At 70.4% G+C, this 25,721-nt stretch carries 23 protein-coding genes; 12 read left to right on the plus strand and 11 right to left on the minus strand.

The features are described from left to right. Positions 1 to 5: 5 nt before the first annotated feature. Genes ACK4ZD_RS10690 through ACK4ZD_RS10705 form a run of 4 tightly spaced genes read left to right on the plus strand, consistent with a single transcriptional unit; the run spans position 6 to position 3,776 of the window. Complete coding sequence (locus ACK4ZD_RS10690) at positions 6 to 1,010, plus strand: FecCD family ABC transporter permease (RefSeq protein ID WP_409661551.1); 1,005 nt, start codon at positions 6 to 8, stop codon at positions 1,008 to 1,010. Next, positions 1,007 to 1,807, plus strand: coding sequence for an ABC transporter ATP-binding protein (locus ACK4ZD_RS10695; RefSeq protein ID WP_409661554.1), 801 nt, complete (start codon positions 1,007 to 1,009; stop codon positions 1,805 to 1,807). Before ACK4ZD_RS10690 ends, ACK4ZD_RS10695 begins: the two co-directional genes overlap by 4 nt. Before the next feature lie 3 nt (positions 1,808 to 1,810). Continuing rightward, positions 1,811 to 2,440, plus strand: coding sequence for a cob(I)yrinic acid a,c-diamide adenosyltransferase (gene cobO, locus ACK4ZD_RS10700; protein WP_409661557.1), 630 nt, complete (start codon positions 1,811 to 1,813; stop codon positions 2,438 to 2,440). 4 nt (positions 2,441 to 2,444) lie between these two features. Then, positions 2,445 to 3,776 carry a cobyrinate a,c-diamide synthase gene (locus tag ACK4ZD_RS10705; RefSeq protein ID WP_409661560.1) on the plus strand — a complete coding sequence of 444 codons (1,332 nt, stop codon included), beginning with the start codon at positions 2,445 to 2,447 and terminating at the stop codon, positions 3,774 to 3,776. Between the two features lie 59 nt (positions 3,777 to 3,835). Here the strand turns inward: ACK4ZD_RS10705 and ACK4ZD_RS10710 are convergent, their stop codons facing one another. From ACK4ZD_RS10710 to cbiB, 3 genes are read right to left on the minus strand one after another with little or no spacing between them, the layout of a single operon-like run. Continuing rightward, a complete protein-coding gene (locus tag ACK4ZD_RS10710) occupies positions 3,836 to 4,753 on the minus strand; it encodes a cobalamin-binding protein (RefSeq protein WP_409661563.1) in 918 nt (305 codons plus the stop codon). Further along, positions 4,750 to 5,787: an aminotransferase class I/II-fold pyridoxal phosphate-dependent enzyme gene (locus tag ACK4ZD_RS10715; RefSeq protein WP_409661566.1), complete on the minus strand. Its 1,038-nt coding sequence runs from the start codon at positions 5,785 to 5,787 to the stop codon at positions 4,750 to 4,752. The genes ACK4ZD_RS10710 and ACK4ZD_RS10715 overlap by 4 nt, the downstream gene beginning before the upstream one ends. Beyond that, positions 5,784 to 6,755, minus strand: a complete 972-nt coding sequence (gene cbiB, locus ACK4ZD_RS10720) for an adenosylcobinamide-phosphate synthase CbiB (protein ID WP_409661569.1) — start codon at positions 6,753 to 6,755, stop codon at positions 5,784 to 5,786. The genes ACK4ZD_RS10715 and cbiB overlap by 4 nt, the downstream gene beginning before the upstream one ends. A 30-nt stretch (positions 6,756 to 6,785) precedes the next feature. On the opposite strand from cbiB, the gene ACK4ZD_RS10725 reads away from it, so the two are divergent. Then, on the plus strand, positions 6,786 to 8,261 hold the full coding sequence (locus tag ACK4ZD_RS10725) for a cobyric acid synthase (RefSeq protein ID WP_409661572.1): 1,476 nt from the start codon (positions 6,786 to 6,788) through the stop codon (positions 8,259 to 8,261). A 105-nt stretch (positions 8,262 to 8,366) separates the two neighbouring features. Beyond that, positions 8,367 to 9,320, plus strand: a complete 954-nt coding sequence (locus tag ACK4ZD_RS10730) for an alpha/beta hydrolase (RefSeq protein ID WP_409661575.1) — start codon at positions 8,367 to 8,369, stop codon at positions 9,318 to 9,320. Here ACK4ZD_RS10730 and ACK4ZD_RS10735 read toward each other — a convergent pair. The 3 genes from ACK4ZD_RS10735 to ACK4ZD_RS10745 form a co-directional block, all read right to left on the minus strand. After that, complete coding sequence (locus tag ACK4ZD_RS10735; RefSeq protein ID WP_409661630.1) at positions 9,226 to 10,518, minus strand: NAD(P)/FAD-dependent oxidoreductase; 1,293 nt, start codon at positions 10,516 to 10,518, stop codon at positions 9,226 to 9,228. The genes ACK4ZD_RS10730 and ACK4ZD_RS10735 overlap by 95 nt on opposite strands. Next, positions 10,515 to 12,248, minus strand: coding sequence for a thiamine pyrophosphate-binding protein (locus ACK4ZD_RS10740; protein WP_409661577.1), 1,734 nt, complete (start codon positions 12,246 to 12,248; stop codon positions 10,515 to 10,517). Before ACK4ZD_RS10740 ends, ACK4ZD_RS10735 begins: the two co-directional genes overlap by 4 nt. 113 nt (positions 12,249 to 12,361) lie before the next feature. Beyond that, positions 12,362 to 13,621, minus strand: coding sequence for an MFS transporter (locus ACK4ZD_RS10745; RefSeq protein ID WP_409661580.1), 1,260 nt, complete (start codon positions 13,619 to 13,621; stop codon positions 12,362 to 12,364). A 65-nt stretch (positions 13,622 to 13,686) separates the two neighbouring features. Between ACK4ZD_RS10745 and ACK4ZD_RS10750 the strand changes: the two genes are divergently transcribed. The 5 genes from ACK4ZD_RS10750 to ACK4ZD_RS10770 all read left to right on the plus strand — a co-directional run bounded on the left by ACK4ZD_RS10750 (position 13,687) and on the right by ACK4ZD_RS10770 (position 18,509). Continuing rightward, positions 13,687 to 14,550: an AraC family transcriptional regulator gene (locus ACK4ZD_RS10750; RefSeq protein WP_409661583.1), complete on the plus strand. Its 864-nt coding sequence runs from the start codon at positions 13,687 to 13,689 to the stop codon at positions 14,548 to 14,550. Between the two features lie 139 nt (positions 14,551 to 14,689). Further along, positions 14,690 to 16,033: a roadblock/LC7 domain-containing protein gene (locus tag ACK4ZD_RS10755; RefSeq protein ID WP_409661586.1), complete on the plus strand. Its 1,344-nt coding sequence runs from the start codon at positions 14,690 to 14,692 to the stop codon at positions 16,031 to 16,033. A 96-nt stretch (positions 16,034 to 16,129) separates the two neighbouring features. Beyond that, positions 16,130 to 17,242 (plus strand): quinolinate synthase NadA, encoded by a 1,113-nt coding sequence (nadA, locus tag ACK4ZD_RS10760; protein WP_409661589.1) that lies wholly within the window; start codon positions 16,130 to 16,132, stop codon positions 17,240 to 17,242. Positions 17,243 to 17,246: 4 nt separating this feature from the next. Beyond that, positions 17,247 to 18,125, plus strand: a complete 879-nt coding sequence (gene nadC / locus ACK4ZD_RS10765) for a carboxylating nicotinate-nucleotide diphosphorylase (protein ID WP_409661592.1) — start codon at positions 17,247 to 17,249, stop codon at positions 18,123 to 18,125. A gap of 96 nt (positions 18,126 to 18,221) precedes the next feature. Then, positions 18,222 to 18,509, plus strand: coding sequence for a late competence development ComFB family protein (locus tag ACK4ZD_RS10770; RefSeq protein ID WP_409661595.1), 288 nt, complete (start codon positions 18,222 to 18,224; stop codon positions 18,507 to 18,509). A gap of 52 nt (positions 18,510 to 18,561) precedes the next feature. Here ACK4ZD_RS10770 and nadB read toward each other — a convergent pair whose 3' ends face one another. Then, positions 18,562 to 20,190, minus strand: coding sequence for an L-aspartate oxidase (gene nadB, locus ACK4ZD_RS10775; protein WP_409661598.1), 1,629 nt, complete (start codon positions 20,188 to 20,190; stop codon positions 18,562 to 18,564). A 228-nt stretch (positions 20,191 to 20,418) separates the two neighbouring features. Here nadB and ACK4ZD_RS10780 point away from each other — a divergent pair, with 228 nt between their 5' ends. Further along, positions 20,419 to 21,711, plus strand: a complete 1,293-nt coding sequence (locus tag ACK4ZD_RS10780; RefSeq protein WP_409661601.1) for a hypothetical protein — start codon at positions 20,419 to 20,421, stop codon at positions 21,709 to 21,711. Positions 21,712 to 21,724: 13 nt separating this feature from the next. Here ACK4ZD_RS10780 and ACK4ZD_RS10785 read toward each other — a convergent pair whose 3' ends face one another. The 4 genes from ACK4ZD_RS10785 to moaE all read right to left on the minus strand — a co-directional run bounded on the left by ACK4ZD_RS10785 (position 21,725) and on the right by moaE (position 25,719). Next, complete coding sequence (locus tag ACK4ZD_RS10785) at positions 21,725 to 22,051, minus strand: hypothetical protein (RefSeq protein WP_409661604.1); 327 nt, start codon at positions 22,049 to 22,051, stop codon at positions 21,725 to 21,727. Between the two features lie 63 nt (positions 22,052 to 22,114). After that, complete coding sequence (clpB, locus tag ACK4ZD_RS10790) at positions 22,115 to 24,715, minus strand: ATP-dependent chaperone ClpB (protein WP_409661607.1); 2,601 nt, start codon at positions 24,713 to 24,715, stop codon at positions 22,115 to 22,117. A gap of 120 nt (positions 24,716 to 24,835) precedes the next feature. Further along, positions 24,836 to 25,228 (minus strand): fluoride efflux transporter CrcB, encoded by a 393-nt coding sequence (crcB, locus tag ACK4ZD_RS10795; protein WP_409661610.1) that lies wholly within the window; start codon positions 25,226 to 25,228, stop codon positions 24,836 to 24,838. Then, positions 25,225 to 25,719, minus strand: coding sequence for a molybdopterin synthase catalytic subunit MoaE (gene moaE, locus ACK4ZD_RS10800; RefSeq protein WP_409661613.1), 495 nt, complete (start codon positions 25,717 to 25,719; stop codon positions 25,225 to 25,227). Before moaE ends, crcB begins: the two co-directional genes overlap by 4 nt. Positions 25,720 to 25,721: the final 2 nt, after the last annotated feature.

The raw sequence follows: 25,721 nt of genomic DNA on the forward strand, positions 1-25,721 counted from the left end.
GCCCCATGCGCTTCGTCCGCTCGCTGCCCCTGCTCTACGCCGTGCTGCTGGGAGGGGTGGCGCTGGCCCTGATGCTGGCCCTTGGGCTGGGCAGCCAGCGGCTGGGCCCGATCGAGGTGCTGGCGGCCCTGGCGGGCCGGCTGGAGAGCGTCAGCGCCGACATCGTGCTGGGCCTGCGCCTGCCGCGCGCCCTGTCGGCCTTGGCCTGTGGCGCGCTGTTGGCCCTGGCCGGCGCACTGCTGCAGACGCTGCTGCGTAATCCGTTGGCCGACCCTTACGTGCTGGGCATCTCCAGCGGCGCCTCGGTGGGTGCGCTGCTGGCGCTGTGGGCCGGTGCCGCCTGGGCCTGGGTGAACCTGGGCGCAGCCGCCGGGGCCCTGGTCGCTACGGCGCTGGTCTTCCTGCTGGGCGCCCGCGCCTTTCGCCGCCAGGCCGACAGCACCCGCGCCAGCGTGCAGCTGCTGCTGGTGGGCGTGATCGTGGGGGCCGGCTTTGGCGCCATCGTGGCCTTCATCCTGGCGATCGCACCCGAGGCACAGCTGCGCGGCATGATCTTTTGGTTGCTGGGCGACCTGAACGGCGCCGACCGCTGGGGCCTGCCCCTGGCCGGTGCCGCCGTGCTGCTGGCCCTGGCCCTGGTGCTGGCGCGCGACCTCAACCTCATGCTGCTGGGCGACGGCCCGGCCTATGCGCTGGGCGTGAACGTGCGCCGGCTGCGCCTGGGCGTGGTGCTGCTGGCCTCGGTGGCCGCGGGCCTGGCCATCACCGTGGCCGGCAGCATCGGCTTCGTGGGCCTGGTGGTGCCGCATGCCCTGCGCCTGCTGCTGGGCAACGACCAGCGCGTGCTGCTGCCCGCCTGCGCGCTGGCCGGCGGCGCCTTCCTGATGCTGGCCGACACCCTGGCGCGCACCGTGCTGGCCCCCATGCAACTGCCCGTGGGCGTGCTCACCGCCTTCATCGGCGTGCCCAGCTTCCTGTGGCTGCTGCTGCGCAACGGGAGGGCGGGATGACCACGGAGCTGCTCACCACCCACCAGCTCACGGTGCGCGCCGGCCAGCGCACCCTCGTGAAGGACCTGAGCCTGCGCGTGCAACGCGGCGAACGCTGGGCCTTCCTGGGCCCCAATGGCTGCGGCAAGACCACCCTGCTGCGCACTCTGGCCGGCCTGCTCGACCCGGCCGGCGGCGACGTGCACATCGACGGCCAGCCCCTGCCGCGCCTGCCCACCCGCACCCTGGCACGCCTGCGCGCGTGGTGCCCGCAGCATCACCAGGACGTGTTCGCGCTGACGGCACTCGACGTGGTGCTGGCCAGCCGCCAGCCCTATGCCGGCCGCTTCGGCTGGCTGGCGCCCGGCGACGAACGCATCGCCCGCGAGCAGCTCGCCGCGCTGGACGTGGCCCACCTGGCCGAGCAGGACGTGCGCAGCCTCTCGGGCGGCGAACGCCAGCGCGTGGCCATCGCCGCCGCGCTGGCCCAGGCCACACCGCTGGTGCTGCTGGACGAACCCACCGCCCACCTCGACGTGCCCCACCAACTGGCCGTGTGCCGCCTGCTGGCCGGCCTGGCCGACCGCGCGGTGCTGCTGTCGCTGCACGACGTGAACCTCGCGCAGCGCTGCTGCACCCACGCCCTGCTCTTCCAGCCCTCCGGCGCCAACGGCCAGCCTCGCCTGCTGGCCGGCCCGCTGGCCGAGGTGCTCACCGAAGCCCGCCTGAGCGAAGCCTATGGCTGCCCCATGCGCGCGCTCGACGTGGACGGCCTGCGCCACTTCCTGCCGGCGGCCGATGCCTCCTTGACGGCCTGAACCATGACCGACTCCACCTCTGCGCCCTCCGACCCCGGACTGAACGACCGCCACCGCCAGCGCATGCAGCGCAAGAAGGCCATCGTCGATGCCAAGATCGAATCCGCCCAGGCCGAGGGCGGCCTCATCCTCGTGCACACCGGCAACGGCAAGGGCAAGAGCTCCAGCGCCTTCGGCATGGTGGCCCGCGCCCTGGGCCATGGCATGAAGGTGGGCGTGGTGCAGTTCATCAAGGGCGCGATGCCGACGGGCGAAGAACTCTTCTTCCGCCGCTTTCCTGAGGAAGTGCGCTTTCACGCCATGGGCGAGGGCTACACCTGGAACACCCAGGACCGCGCCCGCGACGTGGCCAAGGCCCAGGCCGCCTGGGCGCTGGCGCGCGAGATGCTGGCCGACGAATCACTGGGCCTGCTGGTGTTCGACGAGATCAACATTGCGCTGAAGTACCGCTACCTCGACGTGCAGCAGGTGATCGCCGACCTGCACCAGCGCCCGCCCATGCAGCACGTGGTGCTCACCGGCCGCGCCGCGCCGCCCGAGCTGATCGAGGTGGCCCACACCGTCACCGAGATGGGCCTGGTCAAGCACGCTTTCAAACAAGGCTTCCGCGCACAACGCGGCATCGAGTTGTGAACCGATGACGCGTGCACTGCTGATCGCCGGCCCCGCCTCGGGCCAGGGCAAGACCTCGCTCACCTGCGCCCTGGCCCGCCGCCTACGCGCCCAGGGCCAGCGGGTGCGGGCCTTCAAGATCGGCCCCGACTTCATCGACCCCGGCTTCCTACTTGAGGCCACCGGCGCCCCGGTGCGCAACCTCGACCTGTGGATGGTGGGCGAAGCCGAATGCCGCCGCGAACTGGCCCGCGCCGCCACGCAGGCCGACTGGCTGCTGGTGGAAGGCGCGATGGGCCTGTACGACGGCACCCCCAGCGCCGCCGACCTGGCCGCCCGCCTGGGCCTGCCCGTGCTCGTCGTGATCGACGCCGGCGCCATGGCCGAAACCTTTGGTGCGCTGGCGCTGGGGCTGCAGGCCCACGGCCGCACGCGGGGCCTGCACGTGGCCGGCGCCATGGCCAACCGCGTGGCCAGCCCCGGCCACGCCCGCATGCTGGCCGGCAGCCTGCCCCAAGAGCTGCCCTGGTGGGGCCACCTGGGCCGCGCCACCACCGCCCTGCCCGAACGCCACCTGGGCCTCGTGCAGGCGCAGGAACTGCAGGCCGGCCTCGACGACGCCTGGGCCGCACTCGATACCGCCCTGGTGCTGGAGGCCGATGCGCTTCAGGCCCTGCCCGCCTGGCAGCCCCCACCCCTTGAAGCGGCCCCGCCTATCGAGCCCCTGCTGGCCGGCCACCGCATCGCCGTGGCGCGCGATGCCGCGTTCTCGTTCTGCTACGAAGCCAACCTCGACGTGCTGCGCGCCCTGGGCGCCGAAGTGCAAGCCTTCTCGCCCCTGGCCGACGACGCCGTGCCGGAAGGCACCGACGCCGTCTACCTGCCCGGCGGCTACCCCGAACTGCACGCCGCAGCCTTGGCCACCTGCCACCGCTTCATGAGCAGCCTGCGCACCCACCACGCCCAGGGCCGCCCCATCGTGGCCGAATGCGGCGGCATGATGGTGTGCGCCCGCGTGCTGCGCACACTCGATGGTGAAGAACACCCCATGGCCGGCCTGCTCGACGCCACCGCCGTGATGGGCGAACGCCTCGCCGGAATCGGCCTGCACCACTGGGACAGCCCGCTGGGCTCGCTGCGTGGCCACGTCTTCCACTACGGCCGCCTCGAAGCCGGCCCCACCCTGCGCCCCACCCACCTCACCCAACCCCGCCGCTACGGCGGCCCCGAAGCCGTCTACCAGCAAGGCCGCCTCACGGCGAGCTTTTTCCACGGCTACTTCGCATCGGCCCCGGAGGTGGTGGCGGGGTTGTTTGGAGGGGTTGAAGGGTTGAGGGGTTGGCCTATAGCGGCATGACGAGAGACTTGTGGCAACCGGGCCTCACCGAGAATTGAAAGCTCGCCGGTAGGTGCCAATCACCTCCGCCCCCGCACCCCCTCCATCGCCTCACAAATCAACGCCGCCCCCTCCAGCACCCGCGGCGTGGGCCGGTTGATGAGGTCGCCGTTCACGTAGAAGAGGTTGCCGCGCTGCACCGCCGTGAGGCGCGGGAAGCGTTTCCAGCCGTCGAGGCTGTCCACCGGGCGGTTGGAGTGGGTGGCGCCCATGCTGGCGGTGAAGATGAACTCCGGGTTGGCTTGCAGCACGGCCTCGTCGGACAGGGTGGGTACCAGGGGCTCCAGGGTGCCGAAGACGTTGACGCCGCCGCACAGGCGGATCACGTCGCTCACCATGTGGTCGTTGTTGAGGGTCTTCAGGGGTTGACGCCACACTTGGTAAAAGGTGGTCACGGGCGGGCGGCCGGCGTAGCGTTCACGTAGGGTTTGCAGGGTGCGGCGGTAGTCGGCCGCGGCGCGCTGGGCCGCGGGCTCGGTGCCGAGCAGGCGGCCCAGGCGCATGAGGGCCTCGGGGAGGTCATCGAGCCGGCGAGGATCGCTTTCGTACATGGGGATGCCCAGGGCACCAAGCTTTTCGAGCTGGCGGCGTGCGTTGCCATGGCGCCAGACGACGATGAGCTCGGGCTTCAATGCGGCAATGGCCTCCAGATCGACAGCCTTGTTGTCGCCCACGCGGCGGATGGTCTTTGCGGCTTCGGGATAGTCGCTGTACTCAACCACCCCGACCAGGCGCTCGCCGCCGCCAGCGGCAAAGATGAGTTCGGTAGCATGGGGCGCGAGGCTGATCACACGCTGGGCCGGGCGGGGCAGGCTGACGGTGTGGCCCCGGTCGTCGGTGACGCTCACGGCTTGGGCCTGGGCGTGCACGCTCACGGACAAACTGATCGCGAGGGTCAAGGCCCGGGTTGTGGCCAACAGCGCGTGGCGCAATGTCATGAAAGCTCCCATTCTTGGTGTTGCAAGGCGGCCCCCAGGCGTTGCAGGCCGCGCTCGTCGGGCGGCAGGCCCAGCCGCACGGCATGGTAGCCGGGGCCTCCTTCAGGGCCTGGCAGTGAAAAAAGGCGCGTCCAGAGGCCCCGCCGGGCCAGCGCCTCGTGCAGCGCCGCGGCCTGTGGCGTGACCACGGTACGGAACAAGGCGGTGCCCCCACTGGGCAGGCCATGCCGGCACAGCAACTGGGCCAGCGCCCGGCTGCCGTGCGCCAGCCGGTCGCGCATGGCGTGCTGCCAGGCGGTGTCGCGCAGGGCCGCAGCGGCCAGTTGCAGGGCCACGCCGCCCACCGGCCAGGGGCCCAGTTCGGCAGCCAGGGCCTCGCGCCACGCCGCGCTCGCCACCACCGCCCCCACGCGCAGCCCCGCCAGGCCGTAGAACTTGCCGAGCGAACGCAGCACCACCGCATTGGGCAGGCCCAGGTGGGCATGGCTGGGCTCGCCGGTGGCGTCCAGGAAGGCTTCGTCGATGACGAGCAGGCGGCAGGCTTCGGCCAGGGCGCGCACGTGCGGCGCGTCGAAGGTCTCGCCGGTGGGGTTGTTGGGGCGGGCGATGACGATCACGTCGGCCGGCGTGCGCCCGAGCGTGGCGCCCGGCTGCAGGCTCACGGCATGCCCTTCCAGGGCCCAGCGTGCCGCATGCTCGCCATAGCCCGGCCACAGCACCTGCACCTGGGCCACGCCGTGATGACGCCGCCACAGCCGCGGCAGGGCCTGGATGGCGGCCTGCGAGCCCGGCACCGGCAGCGCGCCCGGGCCGTAGGCGGCGTCGAAGGCAGCCTGCACCGCCGCATCGGGGCCGGGCAGGTCGTGCCAAGCGGCCTCGGGCAGCTTCGCCAGCACTTCGCGCGCCGGCCAGGACCAGGGGTTGATGCCGGTGGAGAGATCCAGCCAGGCTTGGCCGCCTGGCGCGGGGCCGTAGCGTTCGATGGCGCGGTGCAGGTCGGCGCCGTGGGGGATGCGGGCCGGCGCGGGAATCATGCAGGCACACCATGCGATACGAGCAGCGCAACCAGCGTCAGCCCCAGCATCCACAGCGCCAGCACGCGGCCCAGCAGGGCGCAGGCTCGGTACACGTCGGCCGCGCGTGGCGAGGCGCCCTCGCCCAGCACGGGCCGGTCTTCCACGCGGCCGTGGTAGCGCGCGGCGCCGCCCAGTTGCAGGGCCAGGGCGCCGGCGCCGGCGGCCATCACGGGGCCGGCGTTGGGGCTGTCCCACAGGGGGGCTTGCGAGCGCCAGCAGCGCCAGGCGCGGCGGGTGTGGCCCAGCAGCGCGTAGCTGAAGGCGGTGGCGCGCGCGGGCAGCCAGTTCAGCCCATCGTCGATGCGCGCCGCCGCCCAGCCGAAGTGCAGGAAGCGCGGTGTGCGGTAGCCCCACATGGCATCGAGCGTGTTGGCCAGGCGGTGCAGCAGCACGCCCGGCGCGCCGGCCACGGCAAACCAAAAGAGGCTGGCAAAAACGGCATCGCTGCCGTTTTCCAGCGTGGACTCCACCGCGGCGGTGGCCACGCCGGCCTCGTCCAAGGCGCTGCAGTCGCGCGTGACGATGCGCTGCACGTTGGCGCGCGCGGTGGGCAGGTCGTTCGCCTGCAGGGCCCGGCCCACGGGCCACACGTGTTCGAGCAGGCTGCGCAGGCCCAGCGCGGCATACAGCACGATGCCGTCGAGCACCCAGCGCCCCGCGTCGGGCATGGCCGCGCGCAGGGCCAGGAAAGCGGCCAGCACCGGCAGGACGGCCAGGCTCCAGGCCAGCACGCCCCGCAGCTTCGACGCAGACCGGTTGAGGCGGCGCTCGACGAGGTTGGCCCAGCGCCCAAAGCCCACGAGCGGATGCCAGCGCTTGGGTTCGCCCAGCAAGGCGTCGAGCGCCACACCCAGCCACAGGCTTCCCAACCAGCCGGGCTGGGTGAGCGCCAGGTCAAGGGGGAACGAAGGAGAGGCGAAGGACATGGGCGGGCCGGGTGAAATCATAATCGCGCGATGCCCTCCTCCTTCTATGAATGCTTCCACGGCACGCTGATGGTGCAAGGCTGCACCAGCGATGCCGGTAAGTCCACCCTGGTGGCGGCGCTCGGCCGGCTCTTTCACCGGCATGGCCGGCGCGTGGCGCCCTTCAAGCCGCAGAACATGGCGCTGAACTCGGCCGTGACGGCCGACGGCGGCGAGATCGGCCGCGCGCAGGCACTGCAGGCCCAGGCCTGCGGGCTGGCACCGCATACCGACATGAACCCGGTGCTGCTCAAGCCCAACAGCGACACCGGCGCGCAGGTGATCCTCCAGGGCCGCGCGCGATTCAACGCCGATGCCATGGAATACCACGAGTACAAGCCGCTCGCGATGCCCTATGTGCTGGAGAGCTACGAGCGGCTGCGCGCCGCCCACGAGGTGGTGCTGGTGGAAGGCGCCGGCAGCCCGGCCGAGGTGAACCTGCGCGAGCGCGACATCGCCAACATGGGCTTTGCCGAAGCCGTGGACTGCCCGGTGATCCTGGTGGCCGACATCGACCGCGGCGGCGTCTTCGCCCACCTGCTGGGCACGCTCGATTGCCTGAGCGACAGCGAACGCGCGCGCATCCGCGGCTTTGTGATCAACCGCTTCCGCGGCGACGTGTCGCTGCTGGAACCGGGCCTGCGTTGGCTGGAAGAACGCAGCGGCAAACCCGTGCTGGGGGTGCTGCCCTACCTCGCCGGCCTGATGCTCGATGCCGAAGACGCCCTGCCCCGCGAGCGCCTGGCCAAGACGGGCGAGCAGCGCCTGCGCGTGGTGGTGCCGGTGCTGCCGCGCATCTCGAACCACACCGACTTAGATTCGCTGCGCATGCACCCGCAGGTGGAGCTCATCCTCGCCGGCCCTGGCCAACGCCTGCCCGCGGCCGACCTGATCGTGCTGCCGGGCAGCAAGAGCGTGCAGGCCGACCTGCGCGCGCTGCGCGAACGCGGCTGGGACGCCGACCTCGCGCGCCACCTGCGCTATGGCGGCAAGCTCATCGCCATCTGCGGTGGCCTGCAGATGCTGGGCCGCGCGCTGCACGACCCGCAAGGCCTGGAGGGCCCGCCGGGATCGATGCCGGGCCTGGGCTGGCTCGATTTGGAGACCACGCTCGCGCCCGACAAACAATTGCGGCAGGTGTGGGGCCACCTGCTGCCGGGCGGCGAGGCGGTGGCAGGCTACGAGATTCATGCCGGGGTGAGCACGGGCGCGGCGCTCGACCGCCCGCTGCTCGACCTCGGCGGCCGGCCCGATGGCGTGCGCGACCCCGGCGGCCAGATCCTCGCGACCTATGTGCATGGTCTGTTCGATGCTCCCCAGGCCCAGGCGGCGCTGCTGCGCTGGGCGGGGCTCGATGCGGCCGCGTCCGTCGATGTGAACGCGCTGCGCGAAGCCAGCCTCGAACGCCTGGCCGATGCGGTGGCGCAGCACCTGGATGAAGACGCCTTGCACCGGGCACTCGGCTAGCTTTGCCGACACTTCACGATTCTTGACGTTCAAGCCCCCTGCGCTTTGCATGCGCCTTCGAAGATGCAGTCATCGTCAACCCCGCAGACTTGCTCGCAGACTTGCATGAACCCGCTGATGAACCGTCGCCTGATGCTGATGGGGGGCCTGAGCCTGTCCGGCCTGGCCGTGATGGGTTGCGCCGGGCCGGCCCAGGCCGATCGGCCACCCCCCGGGCATCGAGAACCACCGCCGCGGATGGAGCGCGACCTCCCCTATGGCAAGCACCCCGACCAGCGCCTGGATGCCTATTTCCCGCGCGGCCCCAGGAGCGGCGCGGTGATCGTGCTGGTGCATGGCGGCGGCTGGCGCATCGGCGACAAGGCCTTGCGCAGCGTGGTCGACAACAAGCTGGAACGCTGGCTGCCCCAAGGGCATGTGGTGGTATCGGTCAACTACCGGCTGCTGCCCGACGCCGACCCGCTGGAGCAAGCTCGCGACGTGGCCCGTGCGATGGCCTTCGTGCAGGGCCAGGCGCGCCACTGGGAAGTGGATGCCGATCGCATCGTGCTGATGGGCCATTCCGCCGGAGCCCACCTGGCCGCGCTGGTAACGGCCGACCGGCAACTGGCCGGCGCGCACGGCGTACGGCCCTGGGCGGGCACGGTGTCGCTCGACAGCGCGGCCCTGGACGTGCCGGCGCTGATGCAGGGCCGGCCATTGCGGCTGCACCGAGAAGCCTTCGGGGACGACCCGCATTACTGGCGGCAGGTCTCGCCCGTGCACCAGCTCGACACCCGACCCCAGCCCATGATGTTGGTGTATGCCGCACGCCGCGAGGAGTCGCGCGACCAGAACCAGCGCATGGCGCGGGCCGTACAGAAAGAAGGCGGGCGCGTGGTGTTGCAGGCCGTGGAGCTCTCGCACCGCGAGATCAATGCCGAGCTCGGCCGCCCAGGCCCCTACACCGAGGCGGTGGAGGCGTTCATGGCATCGGTGGGGGTGCATCCGAGGGGGGCACCCCCAGCCAGCGCGCCGCCGCCTCGCCAGCCCAGCGGCCACTGGCAAAGCAGGCTGTGAGCAGATAGCCGCCTGTGGGAGCCTCCCAGTCGAGCATCTCGCCGGCGCAGAACACGCCAGGCAGCGCGCGCAGCATCAGGTGTTCGTCGAGCGACTCGAAGCGCACCCCACCGGCGGAGCTGATGGCCTCGTCCAGCGGGCGCGGCGACACCAGCCGTAAGGGCAAGGCCTTGAGGGCCGCCGCCACGGCCACCGGCTCGTCTTTGGCCGAAGGGCCCAGCACCTCATGCAGCAGGGCCACCTTCAGGCCCTTGAGGCCCAGGCGGCTTTGCAGGTGGCTGGACCACGATCGCGAGCCGCGCGGGTGTGCCACCTCGGCCAGCACCCGCTCGGCCGGCCAGTCGGGCATCAGGTCGAGGTGGATGTCCACCCACCCCTGGGCCGCGATCGCCTCGCGCAGGAGGCTGGAGGCCGCATAGATCAGGCTGCCTTCGATCCCGGTGTCGGTGAGCACGAATTCGCCCCGGCGTACGAAGCGCTCGCCGCCGGGGACCATCACGCTCAACACCACCGGCTTGACCGGCAGGCCGGCAAAGCGGCGGCGCAGGTGTTCGGACCAGCCCGGCACCGTCTCGCCCTGCGGCCCGGGGCGGGCCACGTCGAAGCCACAGTTGGCCGGCAGCAGGGGCTGCACCGCCACGCCCCGCCCGGTCAGCAAGGGCACCCAGGCCCCGTCAGACCCCAGACGCGACCAGCTCCCGCCCCCCAGAGCCAGCACCACGGCCTGGGGCTGCACGAGAACCGAGCCGGTGGGTGTGTCCATCACCAAGTCGCGCTCGCCGGACCAGCCGACCCAGCGATGTCGCATGTAGAAACGCACGCCGGCCTCGCGCAGCCGGTGCAACCAGGCCCGCAGCAAGGGCGCGGCCTTCATGTCCCTCGGGAACACGCGCCCCGAGGAGCCCACGAAGGTTTCGATGCCGAGCTGGCCCGCCCAGGCGCGCAGGGCCTCGGCGCCGAAGGCCTCCAGCCAGGGGGCCACGGCCGCGCGCCGCTGGCCATAGCGCGACAGGAAGGCCGGCGGCGGCTCGGAATGCGTGAGGTTGAGCCCGCCCTTGCCCGCCAGCAGGAACTTGCGGCCGGCCGAGGGCATGCGGTCGTAGACATCGGCCCTCACCCCCGCCCGGGCCAGCGTCTCGGCGGCCATCAGGCCGGCCGGGCCGGCGCCCACCACCGCCACACGCGGCTGCACCCTCAGCCCCCCGCCGGACGGGCCGCTGCGCGCAGGGCGCTGAGCGTGGTGCGGCTGGTGATCACCTCGGCGTCGAGCTTCAGGTGCAGTAGCGTGGGCGTGCGGCTCGCCAACGCGGCGCGGAAGGCCGGCTCGAAGTCTTCGGTGCGGTCGATGCGCGCGGCCTCCCAGCCGTGGGCACGAGCCAGCATCGCAAAGTCGGGGTTGAAGAGGTCACTACCCGACACCCGCCCCGGGAACTCGCGTTCCTGGTGCATGCGGATGGTGCCGTAGGTGCCGTTGTCCACCACCAGCACGATGAGCGGCCCTGATGCCGCATTTCGGTAGCCGGTGGCCGTGGCCAGCTCTTGGCCAGTCATCAGGAAGTCGCCATCGCCGGCGATGTTGATCACTGTGCGCCCGGGCTGCAGTAGGTTGGCCGCCACCGCAGCCGGCACCCCGTAGCCCATGGCACCGGAGGTGGGGGCGAGCTGGGTGCGCTGGCCCGCCGCCAAGCCGGGGTATTCGTAGTAGCGATGCAGCCAGCCCGAGTAATTGCCCGCGCCGTTGGTGAAGACGGCATCGGAGCGGCCCTGCTCGCGCAGCACGCGCTGCATCGTCTTGACCACCTCGGCCAGGTCCATCGGCCCGGGCGGGGGCGTCGAGACGCGGTTGGCCTCGCGGTCGGCCCGCACGCCGGCGGTCCAGTCGGTCCACGGCAGTTGCGGCGGGGCGGCCAGGCTCGCCAGGGCGGGCGCCGCGCAGGCCATCGAGGCCTGCACCAGCAGGTCGGCGGCGTAGACGCGGCCCAGTTCCTCGGCCCCCGCATGAATGTGGATGAGCTGCTGGCGCGGGCGGGGTGCTTCCAGCAGCGTGTAGCCGCCAGTGGTCATCTCGCCCAGGCGCGGGCCCACGGCGAGGATGAGGTCGGCCTCACGCACACGCTGAGCAAGCTTCGGGTTGATGCCGATGCCCACGTCACCCGCGTACAGCGGGTGGGCGTTGTCGAAAAGGTCCTGGAAGCGGAAGGCGCAGCCCACGGGCAGCTGCCAGTCCTCGGCGAAACGCTGCAGGGCCTGGCAGGCGGCCGGGGTCCAGCCGCCGCCGCCGGCGATCACCAGCGGCCGCTGGGCGGTCAGCAGCATCTCGCGGATGTGACGCAGGGCCCCCGGCGTGGGCCAGGCCTGGGCCGGCTCCACGCGCGGCAGCACGGCGGCGTCGGTGGGCTGCATCAGCATGTCCTCGGGCAGAGCCAGCACCACCGGGCCCGGGCGGCCCTGCATCGCCACGTGGAAGGCGCGGGCGACGTACTCGGGCAGTCGCTCGGGGCGGTCCACCTCGGCCACCCATTTCGCAAACCCGCCGGTGCTGGGGCCGAACATGGCGCGGTAGTCCACCTCCTGGAAGGCTTCGCGGTCGCGGAAGTCACTGCCCACCTGGCCCACGAAGAGAATCATCGGTGTGGAATCCTGGTAGGCCGTGTGCAGGCCGATGCTGGCATTGGTGGCGCCGGGGCCGCGGGTGACGAAGCAGATGCCCGGGCGCCCGGTGAGCTTGCCCTGCGCTTCGGCCATGAAGGCCGCGCCGCCTTCCTGGCGGCAAGCAATGAAGCGGATGCGCTCGCGGTGTTCGTAAAAGCCGTCCAGCACGGCGAGGAAGCTCTCGCCGGGCACGCCGAAGACGGTGTCCACGCCCTGGGCGATCAGGGCCTCGACCAGGGCGTGGCCCGCCAGGCGGGAAGCCGGGGTGGGGATCATGGAGGGTTCTCCTTGCTGCAGACGGGCCGATTATCCCGGCCCGACGGCCGCAAGGCACCGGCGGGGGCCGCGGCCTGAGAGGCGGTCGGCGAGGCGGGTTCAGGCCGCCATCGTCAGGCGGTGGCGGCGCGCCGTGGGCTGGCCGCCACGCGCGTGCCCACCCAGGTCGCCGACACCACCGCGAACACCAGGGCGAAAGCTGCCGCATGAAAGATGCCCGCGGCAGCCCCGCGGTCCATGAGCAGCCCCAGCAACGGCGGCGCCACAGCGAAGCCCAGATCCAGGCCGGAATACACCGTGCCATACACACGTCCGGTGGCCCCGGGAGGGGCGGCCCGCTTGATGAGCATGTCGCGCGAAGGGCCGGCAATGCCCGTGCCCAGTCCGGCCAGGGCCGCCACTAGCACCGCTCCAGGCCCCGGCAGCCCCCCTAGCCCGACCACCGCCAGCAGCGCGCCCGAGCCCACGAGGCACACGCCGATGATCCGTTCGAGCCGTTCGACCTTGGCCACGAGGAAGCCTCCGATCACCATGCCGGTCGCGCCGGCCAGCATGTAGCCGGTCACCACCAGCGAGGTCACCGCCAGCGGCAGGCCGTACAGCGACTGCAGCGCGGGGCTGGCAAAGCTCTGGATCGCACTGAGGGCGCAGGTGGTCCAGAAAAAGAACGAGAAGCACAGCCACACCGAGGGCAGCTTCAGGAAGGCCATCGGATGCTCGGCCACCGTGCTGGAAGCCACCGGCTGGGCTGAACGAGCCGAGCGGCCTTGACGGTCGTCCAGCGCCTCGCGGTGCCAGACCATCGCCATCAGAACGAAGGCGGCCAGCAGCGCCGCCCCGGCGCAGGCCAGACGCCAGGAGCCCGTGACCGTCGTGAGGCCGGCCATGAAGACCGGCGCCGCCGCCCAACCCAGGTTGCCGGTGATGCCGTGCACCGAGAAGGCATGCCCGAGCCGAGGCTGCGAGACCCGCTTGTTGAGGATGGTGAAGTCCACCGGATGGAATGGCGCATTGCCCAGACCCGCCAGGGCCGCAGCCAGCAGCAGCCCGCCGTAGCCCGGCGCCCAGGCAGCAGCCAGCCCCGCCAGGGCGAAGCAGGCCAATGCCGCAAACAAGACCGGCCGCGCGCCCACCCGGTCGACCAGGAAGCCCGACAGCGCCTGCCCCACGCCGGAGATCACGAAGAACACCGACACCAGCAGCCCGAGCTGCGAGTAGTTGAGCGAGAAGTCGCTGATCAGCCACGGGAACAGCGGCGGCAGCAGCATGTGGAAGAAGTGCGAAGTGCCGTGGGCCAGCCCCACCAGGCCGATGGTGCGGGCGTCCTGCGCCAGCGGTGCTGCGCCCGGGGCGCTCGAAGTCGTCGTGCTCATGAATCGGATGGTAGGCACGATGGACGCGGCAGATTTACGATAGCAAGTCAATTTCTGTCGTGAATATGCCAAACCCTGCATCTGAGCGCCGCTCGCGCGGACTGTCCTACGTGGGGCCGCTCACGCCGCACCTGTACGGGCCCTGCCCGCAGCGACCGGTGCGTGCCAAGCTGCACCACCTGCGGGCCGACACGCAGGTGGTGCCGCACCGCCACCCCTGGGCCCAGCTCGCAATCTCGACGACCGGCGTCACCCGCCTGACCGTGGCCCGCGGCAGCTACATCGTGCCGCCCTCGCGGGCTCTGTGGATCCCGCCGGGCGTCGAGCACGCGGTCACCGTGGTCGAGGACGCCGACCTGCGTACCCTCTACCTGTACCAGCCCGAGGGCCACTGCGGCCCGGACGTGCCGCCCCCCGAGCAGCCGCGCTGGCGCGAATGCCGGGTGCTGGAGGTTTCGGGCCTGCTGCGTGCCCTGGTGCTGGAGATGGACACCCGCCCCGACGGCCTGGCCGAGCTCACGCCCGCCCAACTGACCCGCGAACGCCTGCTCGGCGCCCTGGTGCTCGACGAACTGCGCCGCGCCGCCGTCGTGCCCCTGGGCGTGGACCTGCCGCGCGACAAGCGGCTGCGCCACCTGTGCGAGGCCGTGTTGGCCGATCCGACCCGGCACGCCACGCTGGCGGCCTGGGCCCGCGACACCGGCGCCAGCCCCCGCACCGTGGCTCGGCTGTTCCGGGACGAGCTGGGCACCACCTTCACCCGCTGGCGCCAGCAGGTCGTGCTGGCCCATGCCGTCGCGCGGGCGGCCTCGCACCAGTCCGTGGGCCAGATCGCCGCCGAGCTGGGCTACAGCCCCAGTGCCTTCAGTGCCATGGTGCGGCGCACCATGGGATGTTCGCCCCGGGAGCTGCTGGCCAGCCCCCGTTGAGCCCGAGACGCCCGGGGCCCCGGCACGCACCTTCCGTCGCCGCGACCCGACCGTTCACGGGGGTCGCGCCGGGCCGCCTGGCCGCGGCGGTGCGCCTGCGCCTACACTGGCTGCAGTCTTCGCCCCCGAGGAGCCTGCCATGCTCACCTCCCTTTTCGGCGATCTCAACCCGCTGGGCGGTCCGTCCGGGCGGGTGTTGCGCAATGCCGGCCCGCGCGATCCGGCCGACTTCGCCGCCACCGCGATCCTGGAAAGCCATGCCACCGAGGTGACCGACCGCGGCCACATGGTCGACAAACACACCCGCGACCTGTTCATCGTGGGTTCGCCGGCCGAGGCCATCCGCCAGCATCTGGCGGCCTCGCGTGCCGACCTGGACCACGCCGCGCGCCAGATCACGCTGCACGACCCGGCGCGCATGTGGGCCGGTGGCGTCATCAAGGCCCTGTCCGATGCGTCCGGCCAGCCCATCGAGCGGCTGCACCTGCGCCACCAGAGCACACTGGCGTCGATCGCGCTGATCGAACGCACCGCCCTACCCCGCCGCGTGGACGACCCGCTCAAGATCTACCATGCCGACGTGCGCGACGCGAGCCAGGAAGCCCAGGCCATCCCGATCGCCCTGATGGAGCGCAGCCACCTGACCGCGATCATCATGGCGCCGATGCCTCAAGCGCTGTTCGACGAGATCGTCGCGACCCTCAATGCTGCCGCGCACGGCGAGCACTGGCGCTGCCCGCACCTGCTCTTCCTGCTGTCGGCCCCGGTGGCCCCGCTGGCCACACGCATTGCCGCCGTGGCCTGGCCGAGCGCGCTCAACGTGATGGTGAGCACCGAACCAATGACCAGCGCCTCGGGCGTCTGGAACTCCGTGCTCAACACCTGGAACCGCGTCAAGCACCTCCCCCACGGGGCGCAGGCCCGGCTGCGCGCACCGACCCTACCGGGCGCGGACTTTCCGATCCGCATCGGCGATCTCGCCACCGACACTGCGCCCGCCGAGACGGCGCAACCCGCCGACGACCCCGCGGCAGGCGCCGCCCTCACCCCGCTGCCGGAAGTCCATGAGATCGGCCCGGCCAGACTCGTGACCGACGTCTTGCGCACCAGCGTCGACGAGGCCCGGGTGTTGCGCGTGCTCGAGCAGCTCATGCGCATCGAAGGCGTGCTGGGCGGTTGCGTCGTCGACCTCACCACCGGACTGGTGCTGGGTCAGCAACTCGCCGACGACGCCGAGGAACTGTCGCTGGATCTGGCCGCTGCCACGGCCACCGAGGTGCTCAAGGCCCACCGCCGTGCCGCGCGCGACATGGGCGGCGACCGCGTCGACGAGGTCATCGTCACCCTCGGCCGGCGCCAGCAGATCCTGCGCAGCGTCAACCAGCATGCCGACCTCTTCCTGCTGGTCGTCCTTGACAAGCAGCGCACCAACCTCGCCCTGGCTCGCTTCCGGGTGATGGACGCGGAGAAGCTGCTGGCCTGAACGCCCGACCCTTCGGCGCAGAGGTGGCTGCTGGGCTACCATGCAGTCCTGAGTCTTCCTCTTGATGCGGGCCGCCCCCACGCGGCCCCAGCCGCCATGGAATCCGTGATCTACGACTATACGCGCCAGGATGCCCAGGGCGCGAGCTGCACTGCCCATGCCTGGGCGAAGGTGCCCGAGCCCCTGAGCCCGGCCGAACGCGACGCCACCCGCGAGCGCATCCGCCAGTTGCTGGCCGAGCGCGATGCGGTGCTCATCGCCCACTACTACGTTGACGGCGACATCCAGGATCTGGCCCTGGAGACCGGCGGCTGCGTGTCCGACTCGCTGGAGATGGCCCGCTTCGGGCGCGACCATGCCGCGCGCACCCTCATCGTGGCCGGCGTGCGCTTCATGGGCGAGACCGCCAAGATCCTGAGCCCCGACAAGACCGTCCTGATGCCCGACCTGGACGCCACCTGTTCGCTCGACCTGGGTTGCCCGCCCGACGAATTCGCCGCCTTCTGCGACGCCCACCCCGACCGCCAGGTGGTCGTCTACGCCAACACCAGCGCCGCCGTGAAGGCCCGCGCCGACTGGATGGTAACCAGCTCCTGCGCCCTGGCCATCGTGCGCCACCTCAAGGAACAGGGCCACAAGATCCTCTGGGCACCCGACCGGCACCTGGGCCGCTACATCCAGGAAGAGACCGGCGCCGACATGCTGCTGTGGAACGGCGCGTGCATCGTGCACGATGAATTCAAAGGCGTCGAGCTGGAGCTGCTGCGCAAGGAGCATCCCGAAGCCCTGGTGCTCGTCCACCCCGAATCGCCGCGCAGCGTGGTCGAGCAGGCTGACGTGGTGGGCTCGACCAGCCAGCTCCTCAAGGCCGTCGTGGAAGGCAGCGCCGCCGAGTACATCGTGGCCACCGACAACGGCATCTTGCATCGCATGCGCCAGATGGCCCCTGGCAAGACGCTCATCGAGGCTCCCACCGCCGGCAGCGGCGCCACGTGCAAGAGCTGCGCCCATTGCCCGTGGATGGCCATGAATGCCCTGCAAGGCGTGCTGGCCTGCCTGGAGCGCGGCAGCGGGGAGATCACCGTGCCCGAGCCCGTGCGCAGTCAGGCGCTGGGCTGCATCGACCGCATGCTCGACTTCGTCGCCCGCAACCCCTCGGCCATCGCCCGGCCGCAGCACGGCTTCGTGCGTCACCTCGGAGCTGCCTGAGCCCATGTTCGACCACAACGAAACCCTGGCCGAAGCCCGCGCCCGCAACGTGCGCGAGGCCTTGTTCGAGGACGTGGGCCGTCGCGACTGGACGGCCGAACTCGTGCCGGCCGCCCAGCGCGTGCGCGCCCGGGTGCTGCTGCGCGAAGCGGCCGTGCTGTGCGGGCGCGAATGGTTCGACGCCTGCATGCACGCCGTCGATCCCGCCACGCAGGTCCACTGGCGGGCGGCCGAAGGGGCCGAGTTGCCCGCCGACACCGTGGTCTGCGAGATCGAGGCACACGCGCGTGCGCTGCTCACCGCCGAGCGACCAGCCTTGAACTTCTTGCAATTGCTCTCGGCCACGGCCACGGTCACCCGGCAGTATGCGCGCGCCATCGAAGGCGCCTCGCCCCATCCGCGCGGCTGCGCCATCCTCGACACCCGCAAGACCCTGCCCGGCCTGCGGCTGGCCCAGAAGTACGCCGTGCGTGTGGGTGGCGGCCGCAACCAGCGCCTGGCACTTTACGACGGCATCCTGATCAAGGAGAACCACATCGCCGCCGCCGGCGGCGTGACCGCCGCGCTGCGCAACGCCCAGGCCCTGGTGCGCGGGGCGGGTGCCGACATCGGCATCCAAATCGAGGTGGAAACGCTGGAACAGCTCGACGAGGCCTTGCAGGCCGGCGCCGTGAGCGTGTTGCTCGATAACTTCGACCTCGAGCGCATGCGCCAGGCCGTGGCCCTGAACGCCGGGCGAGCCCTGCTGGAAGTCTCCGGCGGGGTGAACCTCGACCAGGTGCGGGCGATCGCCGCCACCGGGGTGGACCGCATCTCCATCGGTCGCCTCACCAAAGACGTGAAGGCCGTGGACTTCTCCATGCGGGTGATCGAGCGGCTCTGAGCGCGGCCTGGGAGTTGGCGGCCGAAACCGCAGCTATTGCGGGCTTTGCTCCACGGTCGGGCTGCCCATACTGGCCCATCCGCTCCGGAGAGCCGCATGAGCCCCGCCGACTTCACCAACATCCACAACTATTTCGAGCGTCCCGTCCTTGAGGCCGTGATGCAGACCGCCCCGCGCTACCCCCAGGTGCGCGGCGACATGCTCGCCGACGTGGCCTGCGTGGCGCTGAACCGGCTGCCGCCGCGCTACATCCGCCACGAGGTGGACCTCGCCTTCTACATGACGGAGAGGGAGCGCGCAGACAACGAACGCGCGCTGGCCGAGGCCGTGACCCACGCCTTCGAATTCGTGCAGGCCCGCACGGCGATGCGCGCCCGTGGCTGATGGGCCCAGCCCTCACGAGGAAGCGCCACGCCGGGCCGCCCCCAGGCAGTGCTCACAGGCCACAGCCGTGATGCGTGGAGGCCAGCCGTCGCCCTGCCGGGCGGGTCAGGATGGTGGGGAAACTCACCGGCAGCGTGCGCGGGAAGTCGCGGCTGTAATGCAGGCCCCGGCTCTCGTGACGCACCAGGGCCGAACGCACGATCAGTTCGGCACACTCGACCAGATTGCGCAGCTCCAGCAAATCGCGCGTGACGCGGAAGTTCGAGTAATAGTCGTCGATCTCGCTGCGCAGCAGATGGATGCGGTGCAAAGCCCGCTCCAGCCGCCGCGTGGTGCGCACGATGCCCACGTAGTTCCACATCAGCAGGCGCAGCTCGTCCCAGTTGTGCGAGATCACCACCTGCTCGTCCGCGTCCTCGACCTGGCTTTCGTCCCACGGCGGCAATACCGCCTCCTCCAGCCGGGCATGGGCCTCGATGTCCTGCGCTGTCGTGCGCCCCAGTACCACGCATTCCAGCAGCGAATTGCTGGCCAGCCGGTTCGCGCCGTGCAGGCCGGTGTAGGTCGACTCCCCCACCGCGTACAGCCCGGGCAAGTCGGTGCGCCCGTTCAGGTCGGTGACGATCCCGCCGCAGGTGTAGTGCGCCGCCGGCACCACGGGGATCGGCTGGCACGTGATGTCGATCCCCAGCGACAAGCAGCGGGCATGGATGGTGGGGAAATGCTCCTTCAGGAAGCCCGCGTCCAGATGCGTGGCGTCCAGCCACACATGGTCCAGGCCATGCTTCTTCATCTCGAAATCGATCGCGCGCGCCACGATGTCGCGCGGGGCCAGCTCACCCCGCGCGTCGTGGGCGGGCATGAAGCGCGTGCCGTCGGGCAGCTTCAGATGGGCGCCCTCGCCGCGCAAGGCCTCGGTGATGAGGAAGCTGCGCTCCTGCGGGTGGTACAGGCAGGTCGGATGGAACTGGATGAACTCCATGTTGCCCACCCGGCAGCCGGCGCGCCAGGCCATCGCGATGCCGTCGCCCGTGGCGGTGTCGGGGTTGCTCGTGTACCGATAGACCTTGCCCACACCGCCGGTGGCCAGCACCACGGCTGCTGCCGGCAGGGTTTCCACCCGGCCGCGCTCGATGTCCAGGGCGTAGACCCCATAGCAGCGCGGCGGCTCGTCACGTTTGAGGTGACGCGAGGTGATCAGGTCCACCGCCATCCAGCGTTCGCGCAACTCGATGTGAGGATGCCGACGCACCTGTTCGAGCAAGGCCTCGTGAATGGCCTTGCCGGTGGCATCGGCTGCGTGGGCGATGCGACGCACGGCATGGCCACCCTCGCGGGTGAGGTGCAGCCCCAGCGGGCCCTGCGGATCGGCCGAGAACGGCACACCCTGCGCCACCAGCCATTCGATGGCCTCGGCACTGCGCTCGGCAATGAAGCGGGCAGCCGTCTCATCCACCAGCCCAGCGCCTGCCTCCTGGGTGTCGCGTACGTGGCTGTCGATGCTGTCGTCACTGCCCAGCACCCCCACGATGCCCCCCTGGGCCCAGGCGGTCGCCGCCTCGTTCACCCCCCGCTTGGCCAACACCACCACCGGCCGCTGAGCCGCCAGATGCAGGGCTACGGTCAATCCGGCCAAGCCGGCCCCCACGATCACCACCGGATCGTTGCGCATCGATTCCATCCCATTCCCGTGTCCATCCGAGCCGCCTGCCCGGTGCAGGTGTCTCCTGTAAGCTGCAAATCATTCTATCGGCGAGACGCTCACCCCCTTGCCCGCTCGCCCGAACGTGAACAAGGTCGCAGCCCTGCGCCCACTCCCCCCGTCCTCCCCCAAACGGGTGTGTCCGGGCTGTGAAGCAGGTCGTTACACTGCTTGCACCACCCCTCCAGGCTTCCACCACGAGGCACCATGGCCTACGTCCAGCGCATGGATGACACCACCCGCCCCCCGAACCGCCCTGTCGAGTGGGCCCCGACCATGCCTGACACCATGGCCACGCAGATCATGGCGCGCGACAGCGACGACCCCCGGGTCGCCGGGTCGCACGACATCGGGCGGCTGACCGGCCCCAACACCCGAGAGCTGTTCGTCACCTGCGACGCGGCTGAGGCGTTGCGGTTGCAGTTCGAGCACCTTCGCAGCCTGCACGTGGCCCTGCACGACATCGGCGGCAATGTGTCGCGCCAACTGCTGCGCCAGCTCGCCGGCCATGGCGGCAGCGCCGTGCAGAAACTCATCATCCGCCAACAGGGCTACGGCACCATGCTGGCGAGTATCGAGTACGCCACCTACACCTCGCCCGAGGGCCAGCACGTGCACATCTACTCCACCGATGTGCAAAGCACCCCCGCCGGCCAGCAGGCCGTCTCGAGGGTTCTGATGGAAAACGCCCAGATCAGCGTCGTGTTGCTGGCCGAGATGGCTGGTCAGGGTTCGGCCAATGCCCTGCGGCAGATGATGCAATGGGTGCATGTGCCGGCCTGGGTCTGCCCCAGTCTGCTGATCATGCCGCTGGGCCCCGCGGCCGCGCAGGCAGCCGCCTCGCAGTCGGCACAGGTGGTGCAGCGCCACGGCATGCTGGTGCGCGCCGCCCCGCAACCCTCGAGGCCCGCCGACGCCTGGTCGTTCATCCTGGGGTTTTGGCAGAAGAACGCCGCGCGGGGCCGTCTGGCTGCCGCGGCGCCGGGATCGGGAGCCGGCCTGCCACAGCTCATGCCGCTGTCCCTCCAGCTCGATCCCGAGGACGCGCGCACCGTTGCGCAGTCTCCCGCTTGGGCCCGCGCCCCGGGAGCCCCGGCCGGCCCCGCCCCCGCCGACCCGGACCAGTCCACAGTGGACGCCTACGTGGGCTTGGTGGCCCAAATGACAGGCCTGCTGTCGTGTTGCGTGTTCGACGTGAACCTGGGCGCACCGCTGGGCTTTGCGGGCCGCGGACCTTCAGCCATTGACCTGGCCCGCCAAGGCGCGGCGATCCTCAAAGCACAGCAAATGGCCCGGCTGGCCCTGAACCTGGCCGACCCGGCCCACGAAATCCTGATCTCCTCCGATCGCCACCACCAGGTGGTGCGCCCCCTGCCGGGACTGCCGGATGTGGCGTTGCATTGCCTGCTCGACCGACACAAGACCAACCAGTCGCTGGTGCGTTTCCAGCTCCAGCGGCTGGACGCCTGGCTCAAGCAGCACCCCCCGGCCGCACGCTGATAGCCCGATGCGTTCAGCGCCCAGGGCCGGTGCCGCCTTGCCGCGGCGGCAGCTCGCGCGCCTGCACGTCGATCACCTCGCCTGACGCACGCGATGCGCCGCGGGGGGACCTCCACGCGCCGGTGCGGGTGTGCAGATCGGTCCAGCGATAGCGCCGGAACAGACCGAAATCCGCCACCGTGGGGCGCCGCCCTCGCAGCAAAGCCCACACGCTGAGCACCAGCGCGGCGAAGAGCCCGGCCACCACCAGACTGGCGAGGAACACGAGGCTGAAGGCCACGACGACGAGCCGCAGCAACAGCGATGCGGCCAAAGCCGCCACGGTGCGCAAGGAATCCATCCAGATGTGATTCTTCGGCCGCCGGCAGGGTTCCCCGATGGGACACCTGCCGGCAAAGACTGCTCAATGCACGGTTCGGCCGAACACGAATTCGCCGTTTTCCACCGTCACCGGGATCACATCCTTCGGCCCGAAGCGCCCTTCAAGGATCAGACGGGCCACCGGGTTTTCAATGCGGTGCTGGATCGCCCGTTTGAGCGGCCGCGCGCCGAACACCGGGTCGAAGCCCACCTTGGCCAGTTCGGCCAAAGCCTCGGGCGAAACCTCCAGCCGCATGTCCATCTTCTCCAGGCGCTGCTCCAAGTGCTTCAACTGGATCTTCGCGATCGCCTCGATGTGCTTCTGGTCCAGGGCGTGGAAAACCACGGTCTCGTCGATGCGGTTGAGGAACTCGGGCCGGAAGTGCTGCTTCACCTCGGCCCATACCGCCTCGCGGATCAGCTCGCTGTCCTGGCCGGCCATCTGCATGATCTGGTGCGAGCCCAGATTGCTCGTCATCACGATCACGGTGTTCTTGAAGTCCACGGTGCGACCCTGGCCATCGGTCAGGCGGCCGTCGTCGAGCACCTGCAGCAGGACGTTGAACACGTCCGGGTGGGCCTTCTCCACCTCATCGAGCAGCAGCACGCTGTACGGCTTGCGGCGCACGGCCTCGGTGAGGTAGCCCCCTTCGTCGTAGCCCACGTAGCCCGGGGGTGCGCCGATCAGGCGGCTGACCGAGTGCTTCTCCATGAACTCGCTCATGTCGATGCGCACCATGTGATCGTCGCTGTCGAACAGGAAGCCGGCCAGCGCCTTGCACAGCTCGGTCTTGCCCACGCCCGTGGGCCCCAGGAAGAGGAAGCTGCCCAGCGGGCGGTTCGGGTCGGACAGTCCGGCGCGGGAGCGTCGGATGGCGTTGGCCACCGCAGTGATGGCCTCGTCCTGCCCCACCACCCGCTCGTGCAGTCGTGCCTCCATCTGCAGGAGCTTGTCCCGCTCGCCTTGCATCAGCTTGCTCACCGGAATGCCCGTGGCACGCGAGACGACCTCGGCAATCTCCTCGGCGCCCACCTGGGTGCGCAGCAACTGAGGCCGCCCCCCTTCCTTGGCCCCCTTGGCCTTGTCGCTTTCCTTCGCTTGAGCCTCCTTCAGCCGCTTCTCGAGCTCGGGCAGGCGGCCGTACTGAAGCTCGGCCACCTTGTTGAAGTCGCCCTTGCGCTTGAACTCCTCGATCTGGAAGCGGATCTTGTCGATCTCTTCCTTGATCTGCGCAGACCCCAGGGCCGAGGCCTTCTCGGCCTTCCAGATCTCCTCCAGGTCGGCGTACTCGCGCTCCAGGCGGGCGATTTCCTCCTCGATCAGACCCAAGCGTTTGATGGAGGCTTCGTCTTTTTCCTTGCGCACCGCCTCGCGCTCGATCTTGAGCTGGATCAGGCGTCGGTCGAGACGATCCATCGCTTCGGGCTTGGAGTCGATCTCGATCTTGATCTTGGCCGCGGCCTCGTCGATCAGGTCGATGGCCTTGTCGGGCAGAAAGCGGTCGGTGATGTAGCGGTGTGACAGCTCGGCAGCGGCCACGATCGCCGGGTCGGTGATTTCGACCCCGTGGTGCACCTCGTACTTCTCCTGCAGACCGCGCAGGATCGCAATGGTCTGCTCCACGCTGGGCTCGTCCACAAGAATCTTCTGGAAGCGGCGCTCCAGGGCGGCGTCCTTCTCGATGTACTTGCGGTACTCATCGAGCGTGGTGGCGCCGATGCAGTGCAACTCGCCACGTGCCAGCGCGGGCTTGAGCATGTTGCCCGCATCGATGGCGCCCTCGGCCTTGCCCGCGCCCACCATCGTGTGGATCTCATCGATGAAGAGAATGATGCGGCCCTCGTCCTGGGCCACCTCCTTGAGCACGGCCTTGAGCCGCTCCTCGAACTCGCCTCGGTACTTTGCACCGGCCAGCAAGCCCGCCATGTCGAGCACCAACACGCGCTTGTCCTTGAGGGTGTCGGGCACCTCGCCAGCCACAATGCGTTGGGCCAGCCCTTCGACGATGGCCGTCTTGCCCACCCCGGGCTCGCCGATGAGCACCGGGTTGTTCTTCGAGCGGCGCTGCAGCACCTGGATGGCGCGGCGGATCTCGTCGTCACGGCCGATCACCGGGTCGAGTTTGCCTTGTCGGGCGCGTTCGGTCAGATCGAGCGTGTATTTCTTCAGCGCCTCGCGCTGGCCCTCGGCCTCGGCATTGTCCACCGCGTGCCCACCGCGCACCGCTTCCACCGCCGCCTCCAGCGACTTTCGGTTCAGACCGTGGTCCCTGGCCATCTGGCCGATCTCGGCCTTGCTGTCGCTAAGGGCCAGCAGGAACATTTCGCTCGCCACGAACTGGTCGCCGCGCTTGAGCGCCTCCTTCTCGGCCGCCTGCAACAGGCTCACGGTGTCGCGGCCGACCTGCACCTGTTCCGCGCCTTGCACCTGGGGCAAGCGCTTGATCGCGGCTTCCACCGCCTTGTGCAGGCCGCCGGTGTTCACGCCGGCACGTGCCAGCAAGGCCTTGGGGCCGTCGTCTTGCTGCAGCATGGCCAGCAGCACGTGCGCCGGCTCGATGTAGGGGTTGTCGTGGGCCAGTGCCAGGCTCTGGGCATCGCCCAAAGCCTCCTGGAACTTGGTGGTGAGCTTGTCGAGTCGCATGAGTAACCTCCGATTGATTCCGAGGTGGGGGACGCCCGGCCGCTTTCAAGTGTGCCGGGCGCACGACGCGCCTCCAAGCCCCTCGGCTTGCGTTCGATCAAGCCGACCCGCTGTGCGGCCTCAGCCCATCCAGCTGCGCAGCAGCCGCCAACCCACGGCGCAAGCGGCCAAGGCCCCCAGGACGTGGCCCATGGCATGGATCGCCCACAGCAGCCACTGCTCCTTCTGCAGCAGATGCAGCGACTCCAGCGAAAAAGCCGAAAAGGTGGTGAACCCACCCAGAAAGCCCGTCACCAGCAGGAGACGCAAGCCCTCATCGGGGTGGCGGGCCAGCCAGGCCATCGCTAGACCGATGCACAGGCCGCCCAGCAAGTTGACCACCAGCGTCCCCAGTGGAAAACCGTCCCAGGCCGCGTTGAGCCACAGGCTCACCCCCCAGCGTGCCACCCCGCCTAGGCCCGCTCCCAGCCCCACGGCCAGGGCCCCACCCACAGGGAGAAAAGCCGTGCTCATGAGTTGCCGCGCGTCGCGGCATTGCCGGCCACGATGCCCCAGCGCCGCAGCGCCTCATCATCACTCACCCGGGCATCCACCCAACGGGAGCCTGCCGGGGTGGTCTCCTTCTTCCAGAAGGGTGCCTGGGTCTTGAGGTAGTCCATCAGGAACTCGCAAGCCCGGAAGGCCTCGCCCCGGTGGGAAGAGCTCACGCCCACATAGACGATCTGGTCTTGCGGCTGCAGCTGGCCCACCCGGTGGATCACGCGGGCGGCGCGGATGTCGAAGCGCCGGTGCGCTTCGTCGATCATGGCCTCGATGGCCTTTTCAGTCATCCCCGGGTAGTGCTCCAGCTCCATGCGGCTCACGCCCTGGCCGTCGTTGCGGTCGCGCACCGTGCCCACGAAGACCGCCACCGCCCCCACCCCGGCATCGCCGGCACGCAAAGCGGCCACCTCGGCACCGAGGTCGAAATCCTCGGTCTGGATACGCACGCGCGGCCCGTTCATGC

It is taken from the genome of Caldimonas sp., from assembly GCF_046291045.1.
Taxonomy (GTDB): domain Bacteria; phylum Pseudomonadota; class Gammaproteobacteria; order Burkholderiales; family Burkholderiaceae_C; genus Caldimonas.